11 protein-coding genes are annotated in these 12,555 nt (G+C 64.9%); 9 read left to right on the top strand and 2 right to left on the bottom strand.

From position 1 onward, the window contains the following. The 4 genes from hydA to ACE3TQ_RS00765 all read left to right on the top strand — a co-directional run bounded on the left by hydA (position 1) and on the right by ACE3TQ_RS00765 (position 3,452). Positions 1 to 1,392 carry a dihydropyrimidinase gene (gene hydA, locus ACE3TQ_RS00780; RefSeq protein ID WP_374579983.1) on the top strand — a complete coding sequence of 464 codons (1,392 nt, stop codon included), beginning with the start codon at positions 1 to 3 and terminating at the stop codon, positions 1,390 to 1,392. A 74-nt stretch (positions 1,393 to 1,466) separates the two neighbouring features. Continuing rightward, positions 1,467 to 2,702 carry a Zn-dependent hydrolase gene (locus ACE3TQ_RS00775; protein WP_374579982.1) on the top strand — a complete coding sequence of 412 codons (1,236 nt, stop codon included), beginning with the start codon at positions 1,467 to 1,469 and terminating at the stop codon, positions 2,700 to 2,702. 91 nt (positions 2,703 to 2,793) lie between these two features. Next, positions 2,794 to 3,048 carry an antitoxin gene (locus ACE3TQ_RS00770; RefSeq protein WP_374579981.1) on the top strand — a complete coding sequence of 85 codons (255 nt, stop codon included), beginning with the start codon at positions 2,794 to 2,796 and terminating at the stop codon, positions 3,046 to 3,048. Further along, positions 3,048 to 3,452 (top strand): type II toxin-antitoxin system VapC family toxin, encoded by a 405-nt coding sequence (locus ACE3TQ_RS00765; protein ID WP_374579980.1) that lies wholly within the window; start codon positions 3,048 to 3,050, stop codon positions 3,450 to 3,452. The genes ACE3TQ_RS00770 and ACE3TQ_RS00765 overlap by 1 nt, the downstream gene beginning before the upstream one ends. Positions 3,453 to 3,457: 5 nt before the next feature. On the opposite strand, the gene ACE3TQ_RS00760 is transcribed toward ACE3TQ_RS00765, so the two are convergent. Beyond that, positions 3,458 to 4,093: a TetR/AcrR family transcriptional regulator gene (locus ACE3TQ_RS00760; RefSeq protein WP_374579979.1), complete on the bottom strand. Its 636-nt coding sequence runs from the start codon at positions 4,091 to 4,093 to the stop codon at positions 3,458 to 3,460. 94 nt (positions 4,094 to 4,187) lie between these two features. Here ACE3TQ_RS00760 and ACE3TQ_RS00755 point away from each other — a divergent pair, with 94 nt between their 5' ends. Genes ACE3TQ_RS00755 through ACE3TQ_RS00735 form a run of 5 tightly spaced genes read left to right on the top strand, consistent with a single transcriptional unit; the run spans position 4,188 to position 10,750 of the window. Then, positions 4,188 to 5,324 carry an acyl-CoA dehydrogenase family protein gene (locus ACE3TQ_RS00755; protein WP_374579978.1) on the top strand — a complete coding sequence of 379 codons (1,137 nt, stop codon included), beginning with the start codon at positions 4,188 to 4,190 and terminating at the stop codon, positions 5,322 to 5,324. Positions 5,325 to 5,335: 11 nt separating this feature from the next. Next, positions 5,336 to 6,541 (top strand): acetyl-CoA C-acetyltransferase, encoded by a 1,206-nt coding sequence (locus ACE3TQ_RS00750; RefSeq protein ID WP_374579977.1) that lies wholly within the window; start codon positions 5,336 to 5,338, stop codon positions 6,539 to 6,541. A gap of 12 nt (positions 6,542 to 6,553) precedes the next feature. After that, positions 6,554 to 8,686 (top strand): FAD-dependent oxidoreductase, encoded by a 2,133-nt coding sequence (locus tag ACE3TQ_RS00745; protein WP_374579976.1) that lies wholly within the window; start codon positions 6,554 to 6,556, stop codon positions 8,684 to 8,686. A gap of 1 nt (position 8,687) precedes the next feature. Next, positions 8,688 to 9,773: a CaiB/BaiF CoA transferase family protein gene (locus ACE3TQ_RS00740; RefSeq protein WP_374579975.1), complete on the top strand. Its 1,086-nt coding sequence runs from the start codon at positions 8,688 to 8,690 to the stop codon at positions 9,771 to 9,773. A gap of 38 nt (positions 9,774 to 9,811) precedes the next feature. Next, a complete protein-coding gene (locus tag ACE3TQ_RS00735) occupies positions 9,812 to 10,750 on the top strand; it encodes an alpha/beta hydrolase family protein (protein ID WP_374579973.1) in 939 nt (312 codons plus the stop codon). On the opposite strand, the gene ACE3TQ_RS00730 is transcribed toward ACE3TQ_RS00735, so the two are convergent. Beyond that, on the bottom strand, positions 10,725 to 12,494 hold the full coding sequence (locus ACE3TQ_RS00730; protein WP_374579972.1) for an allantoate amidohydrolase: 1,770 nt from the start codon (positions 12,492 to 12,494) through the stop codon (positions 10,725 to 10,727). The genes ACE3TQ_RS00735 and ACE3TQ_RS00730 overlap by 26 nt on opposite strands. Positions 12,495 to 12,555: the final 61 nt, after the last annotated feature.

Below are 12,555 nucleotides of genomic sequence, written 5' to 3'. Positions count from 1 at the left end.
ATGGCAACACTGATTCGTGGCGGGACTGTAGTGAACGCGGACCGTGCTTTCCGCGCCGATGTGCTGTGCGAGGGCGACAAGATTGTCGCGGTGGGGCCGGGGCTGGCGGCGCCGGCCGGGGCCGAGATCGTCGATGCCGGCGGCCAGTATGTGATGCCGGGCGGGATCGACCCGCACACGCATATGAACCTGCCGTTCATGGGCACCGTCACGCAGGACGATTTTTTCACCGGCACCGCAGCCGGCCTGGCCGGCGGCAACACCACCATCATCGACTTCGTCATCCCTAACCCGCAGCAGCCGCTGCTCGAGGCTTACCACCAGTGGCGCGGCTGGGCGGAAAAGGCGGCAGGCGACTACACCTTCCATGTGGCGATCACGTGGTGGTCGGACCAGGTGCATGAGGATATGGGTACGCTGGTGCGCCAGCATGGCGTGAACAGCTTCAAGCACTTCATGGCGTACAAAAACGCGATCATGGCCGATGACGAGACGCTGGTGAAAAGCTTCCGCCGGGCGCTGGAACTGGGCGCTATTCCAACGGTGCATGCCGAGAACGGGGAGCTGGTGTACCAGCTGCAGCAGGACTTGCTGCGCCAGGGGATCACCGGCCCGCGCGCACATCCGCTGTCGCGCCCTCCCGCCGTGGAGGCGGAGGCGGCCAACCGCGCCATCGCGATTGCGAATGTGCTGAAGACGCCGCTGTATATCGTGCATGTGTCGTGCAAAGAGTCGTTGGACGCCATCACGCGCGCCCGTGCCGCCGGCCAGCGCGTGTATGGCGAGGCATTGGCGGGGCACCTGATCGTGGACGACAGCGTGTACGACCACCCCGACTTCGACTTCGCAGCGGGGCACGTCATGAGCCCACCGTTTCGCAGCCGCGAGCACCAGAAAGCGCTGTGGCAGGGCCTGCAGGGCGGCAACCTGCACACCACCGCCACCGACCACTGCACCTTCTGCGCCGAGCAGAAGGCAGCGGGCCGCAACGACTTTACCAAGATCCCGAACGGCTGCGGCGGGGTGGAAGACCGCATGGCCGTGATCTGGGATGAAGGCGTCAACAGTGGCAAGCTGACGCCGTCCGAGTTCGTGCGTGTGACGTCGGCCAATGCGGCGCAGATTTTCAATATCTATCCACGCAAGGGCCTGATCGCACCGGGGTCGGATGCCGATATCGTGGTGTGGGACCCGGAAGGCAGCCGCACCATCTCCGCCAAGACGCAGTTTGCCAAGGGCGGATTCAACGTCTTTGAGGGGCGTACCGTGAAAGGCATTCCAAGCACCACGGTGGCAGCCGGGAAGGTTGTTTTCCATCGTGGCGAGCTGCGGGCAGTTGAAGGCGCCGGGCGCCATATCGACCGGCCTGCGTTCAGTCCGACCACACCTTAAACCGGTAGTGCGGTGTCTCACCCATTGGGTCAGACACCGGTTTGCCGGTTTTCCGGTTAGAAAGGAGCAAACAAATGAGCGACCTGAAAATCAACAGCGACCGCCTGTGGGACTCGCTGATGGAACTGGCCAAAATCGGCGCCACCGAAAAAGGCGGCGTCAAACGCCTGACCCTGACCGACCTCGATAAACAAGGCCGCGACCTGGTCACCAGCTGGGCGCGCGACGCCGGCCTCTCGATCACCATCGACCAGATCGGCAACGTCTTCATGCGCCGCGACGGCGAAGACAACTCGCTGCCCCCCATCATGACCGGCAGCCACATCGACACCCAGCCCACCGGCGGCAAGTTCGACGGCAACTACGGCGTGCTGGCCGGCCTGGAAGTCGTGCGCACCCTGAACGACCGCGGCATCCGCACCAAAGCCCCGATCGAAGTCGCCTTCTGGACCAACGAAGAAGGCTCCCGCTTCGTCCCCGTAATGATGGGCTCCGGCGTCTTCTGCGGCGCCTTCACCCTGGAACACGCCTACGCCGCCAAAGACACCGAAGGCAAGACTGTCGGCGAAGAACTGGAACGCATCGGCTACAAAGGCGACCAGGTGCCCGGCCAGCACCCCATCGGCGCCTACTTCGAAACCCATATCGAACAAGGCCCCGTGCTGGAAGATGCCGACAAGGTAATCGGCGTGGTGCCAGCCGTGATGGGCCTGTCCTGGTACGACTGCACCGTGACCGGCATGGAAGCCCACGCCGGCCCCACGCCCATGCACCTGCGCAAAGACGCCATGCAGGTCGCCGCTCAGATCATCCCCGAAGTGGTGGCCATCGCCAACCGCTACCCGCCATACGGGCGCGGCACGGTCGGCATGATGCAGGTCTTCCCCAACAGCCGCAACGTCATTCCCGGCCAGGTCAAGTTCAGCATCGACCTACGCAACGTGAACGACGAGCTGCTGAACAAGATGCACGAAGAGATTCTCGCCTTCGTCGACAAGACTTCCGCCGACACCGGCCTGCCGATCAAGATCGAACGCGTGTCGTACTACCCGCCATGCCCGTTCCATCCCGACTGCGTCGGCGCCGTGCGCAAGGCCACCGAGAAGCTCGGCTACTCCACGATGGATGTGGTCTCCGGCGCCGGCCACGACGCCATCTACGCCGCCCGCGTCGCCCCCGCCGGCATGATCTTCGTCCCCTGCAAGGACGGCATCAGCCACAACGAGATCGAAGACGCCAAGAAGGAGCACCTGGAGGCCGGCTGCAACGTGCTGCTTCACGCCATGCTGGAGCGCGCCGGCGTCGTGTGAGATCGCTTGCTTGGCAGGAAATGCTTGATGCATCGCAATAGGGAGGGCGTATCTATCTTGATATGTATCGCGCCCGCCCTATAGTGAAGCTATGAGTGATACAGCCAAACTTTTCTTCACGGGCCGCAGCCAGGCAGTACGCCTGCCCAAGGATTACAGGTTTGATGGAACGGAAGTGTTCATCAGCCGCGACCCCGTCACGGGCGACGTTATTCTTTCCAGTAAGCCGAAGAACTGGGAAGGCTTGTTCGCGTTGTATGAGTCTACTGAGGTACCACCAGATTTCATGGCCGGCATCGAACGAGGCGCCTCCGAATCGCCACGCGATCCCTTCAGTAAAGAGTAATGAAGCCGCACTTGCTCGATACCAACGTTGCGAGTCACGCTATCAAGGGCGATAAGCCCGGAGTTATTTTGAGGCTCGCGCAATTGCCGCTAAGCTCGGCCTTTTTATCGGTTATCACGGAAGCCGAGCTGCGTTATGGTCTTGAAAAGTGCGGCAACCCCGGCGGCCTGGCTTCTCGGATCCATGCGTTCCTGATCAGGGTCACAGTGCTTCCCTGGACTCGGGAAGCAGCGAAATCGTATGCCTACCTGCAGGCGAAGTATGAGCGCAAGGAAAGGATCCTGTCTCGTATGGACATGCTGATAGCGGCGCACGCCCATGCAGTTGGGGGCATCCTGGTCACGCGCGACAAGTCGTTCATGATGATGAGCGCAGATCTGGATGTGCAAGACTGGCCGGACTAAATCAGTCAGCGGCCGAATGCGATGCGGGTGATGGCGACGGTGGCTTCGTGCGCCAGGTCGGCCAGTTCCTTGTGCTGTGGGCGGGTCTCTGAAATGAACAGCATGGTGCCCAGCATCTGCGCCACGATCAGCGTGCCGCGGATTTCGCACTGGGCCATCGACAGCTCGGGATCGATCTCGTGGATCAGGTTGCGCAGGGTGCGGCGGGCGCGCGTCATCATGGTGTCGAACAGCTTGGTGGCCACCGGGTGGCGGTTGGCCAGCGCGGCAATCTCGAAGAACAAGCCGCTCGATACCTGGTCGCGCAAGTCGGCCAGGAAGTAGTCGATGATCGACTCGAACAGTTCCACACGCGGGCCGGTGCCGGCGGCGGCCACGCGCTCGTCGATGCCGGCCTGGTAGCGCGCAAACGTTTGCTCCAGCAGCGCTTCGATCAGCGCGTCGCGGCTGGGGTAGTAGTGCTGCACGGTCGATAAGCTCACGCCCACCTGCTGCGCCACGCTGCGCATGGCCAGCGCGGCATAGCCGTCGCGCGCCAGCAACAGCCGCGCTGCCTCCAGGATGGCGCTGGCGCGCTCATATCCTTTGGTGGTGGTGTTGGAATCCTTTGCCTGCAGGGGCGTGTCTGTCTTTTTTCTCATACAGCGCGAATTATCCGTTCGATTGACAAATCGGTCAACTGACCGATACTATTTCGGTCAGTTGACCTATAACAAAATACGGAGACTTTGCCTGATGATCCCTCGCACTTTATTTACTGAAGAACACGAGATGCTGCGCGAGTCCGCGCGCCGTTTCATGGAAACTGAAATCGCCCCGCACCACGAGCGCTGGGAAGAGCAGGGCTACGTCGACCGCGACGCCTGGCAGAAGGCCGGCGCCGCAGGCTTCCTGTGCCCGACCATGCCGGAGCAGTACGGCGGCGTGGGCGTCGACCGCCGCTACAGCATGGTGCTGATCGAAGAGCAGGCGCGCATTGGCGCCTCCGGTCCGGGCTTCATGCTGCATTCGGAGATCGTGGCGCCGTACATCCTGCACTACGGTAGCGAGTACCTGAAATCGCACTACATCCCGAAACTGGCGACCGGCGAGATGATTGGCGCCATTGCCATGACCGAGCCGGGCACCGGCTCCGACCTGCAGGGCGTGACCACCACCGCCATCCGCGACGGTGACCACTATGTGCTGAACGGCTCCAAGACCTTCATCACCAACGGCTGGAATGCGGACTGCGTGATCGTGGTCGCCAAGACCGATCCGACCGCCGGCGCCAAGGGCATCAGCCTGTTCGTGGTGGATACCTCGATGCAGGGCTTCAGCAAGGGCAAGCGCCTGAAGAAGGCCGGCATGAAGGCGCAGGATACGTCCGAGCTGTTCTTCGAAAACGTGCGCGTGCCGGCGCAGAACCTGCTGGGCGAGGAAGGCGCCGGCTTCAAGTACCTGATGCAGGAGCTGCCTTGGGAGCGTATGCAGATCGCGATCATGGCGGTGCAAGCTGCCGAATCCGGCCTGGAGTGGACGGTGCAGTACACGCGCGACCGCAAAGCGTTCAAGCGCCCGATCGCGGAATTCCAGACCATCACCCACGCGCTGGCCGAGATCAAGACCGAAGTGCAGATGTGCCGCGTGTTCGTGGACCGCTGCATGGAACTGCTGCTGGAAGACAAGCTGGATGCGGCCACCGCCTCCATGGCCAAGTACTGGACCACCGAGATGCAGTTCCGCGTGCTGGACAAATGCGTGCAGCTGCACGGCGGCTACGGCTATATGTGGGAGTACCCGATTACCCGCGCCTGGGCCGATGCCCGTGTGCAGCGCGTGTATGGCGGCACCAATGAAATCATGAAAGAACTGATCAGCCGCACCCTGTAAAGGAGAACAGCTTGGAAGCGTATATCTTTGACGCCGTGCGCACGCCGCGCGGCAAGGGCAAGAAGGATGGTTCGCTGCACGGCGTAACGCCGCTGCGCCTGGCGGAGACGGCGCTGCGCGCGCTGGTGTCGCGCAGCCATTTCGACAGCGGCCTGATTGATGATGTCGTGCTGGGCTGCGTGGAGCCGGTCGGCGAGCAGGGTGCCTGCATCGGCCGCGTGGCGGCGCTGGCGGCAGGCTACGCGGAGTCGGTGGCGGGCGTGCAGATCAACCGCTTCTGCGCCTCCGGGCTGGAGGCGTGCAATATGGCGGCCGCGCAGGTCATGTCCGGCCAGTCCGACTTGGTTGTTGGCGGTGGCGTGGAGTCGATGTCGCGCGTGCCGATGGGTTCCTCCGGCGGCGCCTGGCCGGTCGATCCGCAAAGCGCCTTCGATTCCTACTTCGTCCCGCAGGGTATCTCGGCGGATGCCATCGCCACCATCTGGGGCTACAGCCGCCGCGATGTGGATGCCTACGCCGTCGAATCGCAGCAGCGCGCCCACCGCGCCTGGCAGGAAGGCCGCTTCGCCCGTTCCGTGGTGCCGGTGCTGGATCGTAACGGCCTGACTATCCTGGCGCGCGATGAAATGGTGCGCCCGGAAACTACGGTCGAGTCGCTCGGCGCGCTGAAGGCATCGTTCGCAGAGATGGGCGCCAACTTTGGCTTCGACGCGGTGATCACCCAGCGTTATCCGGAAATCGAACGCATGCAGCACGTGCACCATGCCGGCAACAGCTCCGGCATCGTGGACGGTGCGGCGGCGGTGCTGATCGGCACCCGCGAGGCGGGCGAACGCGCCGGGCTGAAGCCGCGCGCGCGTATCCGCTCGTTCGCCTCCATCGGCAGCGAGCCGTCGATCATGCTGACCGGCCCAAGCTATGCCGCCGAGAAGGCGCTGAAGCGCGCCGGCATGAAGGCGTCCGATATCGACTTGTATGAACTGAATGAGGCGTTCGCCTCCGTCGTTCTGCGCTTCATGGAGGTGATGAACGTCCCGCACGACAAGATGAACGTGAACGGCGGCGCAATCGCCATGGGCCACCCGCTGGGCGCCACCGGCGCCATGATCCTCGGCACCATGCTGGACGAGCTGGAACGCCGCAACCTGCAGACCGGCCTGGCCACGCTGTGCGTAGGCGCGGGCATGGGTACTGCCACCATCATCGAGCGCATTTAAGGGAGACGGACAATGATCGATTACAGCCTGGATTCCCACGGCATCGCCACCCTGAGCTGGAATATGCCGGGGCGCAGCCAGAATGTGCTGAATGAAGAGAGCTGCGCCGTATTGTGCGAGCTGGTGGAGCGCGTGGTGGGCGACGCCGCCGTGAAGGGCGTGCTGGTGACGTCCGCTAAGCCTGACTTTATCGCTGGCGGCGACCTGGAATGGCTGCTGTCCGCCAGGACGCCGGAGGCGCTGTTCGAGCGCGTGGTGCGGCTGGACCGCGCGCTGCGCAAGCTGGAGACTTGCGGCAAGCCGGTTGCCATGGCGCTGCCGGGAACGACCCTGGGCGGCGGCCTGGAAGTGGCGTTGTGCGGCCATTACCGCGTGGCGGCCGACAACCCGAAAGCGCGCTTCGGCCTGCCGGAAGTGACGCTCGGCCTGCTGCCGGGCGGCGGCGGCACGCAGCGCTTGCCGCGCCTGGTCGGCATCCAGAAGTCGCTGCCGCTGCTGTTGGAGGGCAAGCGCCTGACCGCCGCAGCCGCGCGTGAGCTGGGCATCCTGAACGAAGTTGTCCCTGCCGGCACCGAAGCGGCTTCCGCGCGCGCGTGGCTGGAAAGCGCCATCGCTGCCGGCGGTGTGCAGCAGCCGTGGGATATGAAAGGTTTCAAGATTCCGGGCGGTGCTGTCTCGTCGCCGGCGGTGCAGCAAGTGTTCATGGCGGCCAACGCCATGCTGCGCGCCAAAACCTTCGGCAACTACCCGGCGCCGCGCAATATCCTGTCCTGCGTGTACGAAGGCCTGATCACCGACCTTGATACCGGCCTGGTGACGGAGGCACGCTACTTCGTGCAGACCGTGCTGTCGCCGGAAGCGAAGAACATGATCCGCACGCTGTTCTTCAGCATGAACGAAGCGAACAAGCTGGCGGCACGTCCGGCCGGCGTGCCGCAGCAGAAGTACAGCAAGATCGGCGTGCTGGGCGCGGGCATGATGGGGGCGGGCATCGCCTATGTCGCGGCCAAGGCAGGCATCGAAGTGGTGCTGGTCGATACCGCGCAGGAAGCCGCGGAACGCGGCAAGGCTTACTCCGCAGGCCTGCTGGCGAAACAGCAGCAGCGCGGCCAGGTGACGGCCGAAAAGGCGGAAGCCCTGCTGGCGCGCATTACGCCGACCACGGATTTCGCCTTGCTGGCAGGGGCCGAACTGGTGGTTGAAGCGGTATTCGAGGACCGCGCCATCAAGGCCGACGTCACGCGCCGCGCCGAGGCGGTGCTGGCGGACGATGCGATTTTCGCCTCCAACACTTCCACGCTGCCGATCAGCGGCCTGGCGGAAGCCAGCGCGCGCCCGGCGAACTTCATCGGCCTGCACTTCTTCTCGCCGGTGGACCGCATGGCGATTGTGGAGATCATCGTCGGCAAGCAGACCTCCGATGCGACCCTGGCGCGTTCGATGGATCTGGTGCGCGCGCTGGGCATGACGCCGATCGTCGTCAACGATTCGCGCGGCTTCTACACCAGCCGCGTGTTTTCGACCTACGTGCTGGAAGGCCTGGCCCTGCTGGCGGAAGGCGTGGCGCCGGCCCTGATCGAGAACGCAGGGCTGCAGGCCGGCATGCCGGTCGGTCCGCTGGCGCTGACCGACGAAGTGTCCTCGGAGCTGATCTGGAAAATCGACCGCCAGACCCGCCTCGACCTGGGCGAGGCCTATAAGGCGCGTCCGGGCCACGAAGTCGCAGCGCGCATGGTGGAACTGGGCCGCATCGGCAAGAAGGCGGGCAAGGGCTTCTACGACTATCCGGAAGGCGGCAAGAAGCAGCTGTGGGCCGGCCTGACGGAGCTGTTCCCGCGCGCCGCCGTGCAGCCGGATGTGGCGGCTGTGGTCGAACGCCTGACCGTGGTGCAGGCGGTGGAAACCGCACGCTGCATGGATGAAGGCGTGCTGCGCTCCGCGCGCGATGCCGACGTCGGTGCTATCCTCGCATGGGGCTTCCCGCCGTTCCGCGGCGGCCCGTTGAGCATGATCGACAATGCCGGTTCCGCCGCCTTTGTGGCGCAATGCGAAAAGCTGGCGGCCGCGCATGGCGACCGTTTCGCCCCGCCGGCGCAACTGAAAGCGATGGCGGCAAGCGGCGCCACTTACTACTCGGAGCGTTGATATGGGCGTGCTGTCCGGCGTCAGGATAATCGAGATTGCGGGCATCGGCCCGGGTCCGTTCTGCGGCATGCTGCTGGCGGACCTGGGCGCGGAAGTGATCGTGGTTGAGCGGCCCGGCCCGGCGGAGATCCCGACGGCGGGCATCCTGCGCCGTGGCAAGCGTTCGCTGGCGCTGGACCTGAAGGCGCCCGGCGCGGTCGACACCGTGCTGGCCTTGATCGAGGACGCGGACGGCCTGATCGAAGGCATGCGCCCCGGCGCCATGGAGCGGCTGGGCCTGGGCCCCGACGTCTGCCTGGCGCGCAACCCGCGCCTCGCGTACGGCCGCATGACGGGCTGGGGCCAGGATGGCCCGCTGGCGCAGGCGGCGGGGCATGACAACAACTACATCGCCTTGTCCGGCGCCTTGCACTATGCGGGCGCCGGCGACGTGCCGCCGGTGGCCCCGCCGACGCTGGTGGGCGATTTGGGCGGCGGCGCACTTTACCTGGCGCTCGGGCTGGTGTCCGCCATCCTGCATGCGCGTGGCGGCGGCCAAGGGCAGGTGGTCGATGCCGCCATCGTCGACGGTTCGGCGCATATGATGAACCTCCTGCTCGACTTGTCGGCCACGGGGCTGATGCGCGAGCAGCGCGGCACCTCGGTACTGGACGGGCCGCACTGGTTCAACACCTACCGCTGCAAGGACGGGCGCGATATCACGGTCGGCGCGCTGGAAGGGAAGTTCTACCAGCTGCTGCTGGAAAAACTCGGGTTGTCCAACGACCGCCGCTTCGCCGCCCAGCACGCGGCGGGCCAGTGGCCGCTGCAGCGCGGGGCCTTCGCCGAACTGTTCGCCATGCGCACGCGCGACGAATGGTGCGCACTGCTGGAAGGCAGCGACGCCTGCTTTGCCCCGGTGCTGGCGCCGTCCGAAGCAGCGCGCCACCCGCATTTGCAGGCGCGCGGCACCTACTCCACCGAAGGCGTGCTGCAGGCCAATGCCGCGCCCCGTTTCAGCGGCACACCGGCGCCCGCCGCGCCGAACGCGATTCCAGAGGTCGGCCAGCACAATGAGGAGATCCTCGCACAATTGCGTACTGTGTAGCAGCCGCTGGAAGATGCGGGTTAGAATCCGCATTTTTCATGAAATTTAAGCAACTCATCCTCGCCTTGCCGCTGGCGTGCCTGCTGCAACTGGCTTCCCATGCGAATGCCCAGCCAGCGCAGGAATCGGCCCTGGTGCAGGCGCGCCAAGGCTTTACCACCAAGATCATCCGCCATGGCCAGAAGTATCCCGCCATCCCGGCGCCGCCAGCCGGCGTATTCGAGCGCGTGCAGTACAAGTCCCCGGTTGGCGCCCTGTCGGCCTATGTCACCCCCAAGCCGGAAGGCGACGGCAAGTACCCCGCCATCATCTGGATCACAGGCGGCGACAGCAACTCGCTGGACGAGATGTGGAAGCCGCAACCGCGCGAGAACGACCAGAGCGCAGCCGCCTACCGCAGGCCCGGCCTGGTGCTGATGCTGCCAAGCCTGCGCGGCGGGAACGACAACCCGGGCCAGCGCGAAAGCTTCTATGGCGAAGTGGATGACGTGATCGCAGCGGCCGACTACCTGGCCAGCCTGCCATACGTCGACCCGAAGCGCATTTACCTGGGCGGGCATAGCACCGGCGGCACGCTCGCAATGCTGGTGGCTGCCAGCACCAGCAAATTCCGCGGCATCTTCGCATTCGGCCCGGTGGCGTCGGCCAGCTACTACGGCACGAACTACAACTATTACGACCTGAAGGACAAGGAGGAAATCAAGCGCCGCGCGCCGATCCTGTGGCTGAATGCGGTGCGCAGCGAGATGTACGTGCTGGAGGGCGCGGTCGGCGGCAATGTGGAAGACCTGCATGCCATGCGCAGCCAGAACATGAACTCGGCGATCCACTTCCGCGAGGTGGCAGGCAAGACGCACTTCAGCATCCTGGCCCCAGCCAACGAGATGATCGCCGAAAAGATCATCGCCGCAGCGAAGGACGGCGGCGAGGTCGAAATCGACTCGGCCGATATCAGGGAGCTGGCGCGCCGGAAGTAGGGAAATGGCGCAGGAAGTCGCGCAGCACCTGCGCCGCGACTTCCGCATCATCGGCTGTCATCGTCTCCAGCGGATTGTGGCTGATGCCGCCGTTGCCGCAGCGCGTGAACAGCATCGCCACATCGGTCAAGGCGGCAATCGCCATCGCATCGTGCCCCGCGCCGGACAGCAGGTCGAAGCGCGGCAGGCCGGCGCGCTGCACCGCCTCACCCAAGAGCTGCATCAGCCAGGGCGCGCACGGCGCAGCCTTTGCCTCCACGATTTTCTCCACCTTGTACTCAATGGCGCGGCGCGCGCAGATTGCCGCCAGGCCGTCCAGCACATCGCGCACGGCCGCCTCGCGCACGGCATCGTCGGCAGCGCGGATGTCGAGCGAAAGCTTGCATGCACCCGGGATCACATTGACCGAGCCGCCCGGTACCTGCAACTGCCCCACGGTGCCGACCAAAGCCGCACCCTGGGCGCAGCGCCGCTCGACCAGCAGAACGATTTCCGCCGCCGCCGCCGCCGCATCCTTGCGCATGTGCATAGGCGTAGTGCCGGCATGGCTGGCCACGCCCTGCAGCTCGACCAGGAAGCGCGAACTGCCGGCGATGGCGGTCACGACGCCGACCGGCAAGCCATGCTCCAGCAGCACCGGGCCCTGCTCGATGTGGACTTCAACGTAGGCCGCAATGTCCTCGCGGCGGCGCGCAATGCCGGGGATGGCGGCCGGATCGTGGCCCGCCGCCGCCAGCGCCGCACGCATGCTGGTACCGTCCGCGTCGAGCGCATCCAGCAGCGCCATATCGAAATTGCCGGCGACGGCATTACTGCCCAGGAAGGTGCTGCGGAAGCGCACGCCTTCCTCCTCCGCAAAGCCGATCACCTCCAGGTGGAAAGGCAGCTTCTCGCCCTGCTCGCGCAGGCGGCGCACGACAGCGATCGGCAGCAGGATGCCGAGCCGGCCATCATACTTGCCGCCGTTGCGCACCGTATCGTAATGCGAACCGGTGATAATGGTTTTCGCGTCCGGCGCATCGGACAGGTAACGGCCAACCACGTTGCCCACCGCATCGGTCGCGACCTGCATGCCAGCCTCGCGCATCCAGCTTGCCAACTGGGCAGCGGTGGCGCGGTGCGCCTCGGTCATGTAGGCGCAGGTAAGGGCGCCCGGCTCGTCGCTCCACTGCGCCAGCTCTTCCGACCACTGCATGATCTGCGGCCCGAACTCCAGCGTCACGCCCAACAGGTCGTTCAGGCGGATTTCGGCGATGCGGTGGATCTGGCGCAGGCACTCCGCCATTTCATCGGCACGCTGGTTCTTCAGGCGGCGCGCAAAGGTCGCGATGACCGCTTCGCGCGTCAGTCCCTGCCCGGTCGGCCCTTTCACCGCCAGGATGAAAGGGAAGCCGAACTTCGCGTTGTAATCCGCATTCAGCTGATGCAGCCGCGCGAACTCCTCAGCGCTGCATAGGTTCAAGCCGGACTTGGCCTGCTCGCTGGTCGATTCCGCCGTCAACTGCCCCGCAATGGCCGCCTTGCCCGCCAGCTCCGGATGCGCCCGGATCAGGCCCAGCTGCTCCGCCTCACTGGCATTGTTGACGACCGCCTGCAACGCCTGTTTCAGTGCCGCCAGCGAAGCGAAAGGCCGCCGCCCCGCCGCCCGTTCCGGAATCCAAGGCGAATGCTCATAAATCCCGCCCAAGTGCTCAACAAAGGCAGCCGCATCACAAGCGTTCAATTGCAAAAGAGAGGTCGTCATTGCCGATTATCTTTTTCTGTCCACTTCGGGGTCAGGAAGAAAAGTGGACATTTCTTCAGAA

Origin of the sequence: Pseudoduganella sp. (genome assembly GCF_041914865.1) — a bacterium.
GTDB lineage: Bacteria > Pseudomonadota > Gammaproteobacteria > Burkholderiales > Burkholderiaceae_D > Rugamonas.
This window is presented reverse-complemented; position numbering and strand designations above follow the sequence as displayed.

Coding starts and splice junctions, on each gene's coding strand:
- ACE3TQ_RS00730 (WP_374579972.1), bottom strand. CDS start 12,494: ATGACGACCTCTCTTTTGCAATTGAACGCTTGTGATGCGGCTGCCTTT.
- ACE3TQ_RS00765 (WP_374579980.1), top strand. CDS start 3,048: ATGAAGCCGCACTTGCTCGATACCAACGTTGCGAGTCACGCTATCAAG.
- ACE3TQ_RS00760 (WP_374579979.1), bottom strand. CDS start 4,093: ATGAGAAAAAAGACAGACACGCCCCTGCAGGCAAAGGATTCCAACACC.
- ACE3TQ_RS00755 (WP_374579978.1), top strand. CDS start 4,188: ATGATCCCTCGCACTTTATTTACTGAAGAACACGAGATGCTGCGCGAG.
- ACE3TQ_RS00770 (WP_374579981.1), top strand. CDS start 2,794: ATGAGTGATACAGCCAAACTTTTCTTCACGGGCCGCAGCCAGGCAGTA.
- hydA (WP_374579983.1), top strand. CDS start 1: ATGGCAACACTGATTCGTGGCGGGACTGTAGTGAACGCGGACCGTGCT.
- ACE3TQ_RS00775 (WP_374579982.1), top strand. CDS start 1,467: ATGAGCGACCTGAAAATCAACAGCGACCGCCTGTGGGACTCGCTGATG.
- ACE3TQ_RS00735 (WP_374579973.1), top strand. CDS start 9,812: ATGAAATTTAAGCAACTCATCCTCGCCTTGCCGCTGGCGTGCCTGCTG.
- ACE3TQ_RS00745 (WP_374579976.1), top strand. CDS start 6,554: ATGATCGATTACAGCCTGGATTCCCACGGCATCGCCACCCTGAGCTGG.
- ACE3TQ_RS00740 (WP_374579975.1), top strand. CDS start 8,688: ATGGGCGTGCTGTCCGGCGTCAGGATAATCGAGATTGCGGGCATCGGC.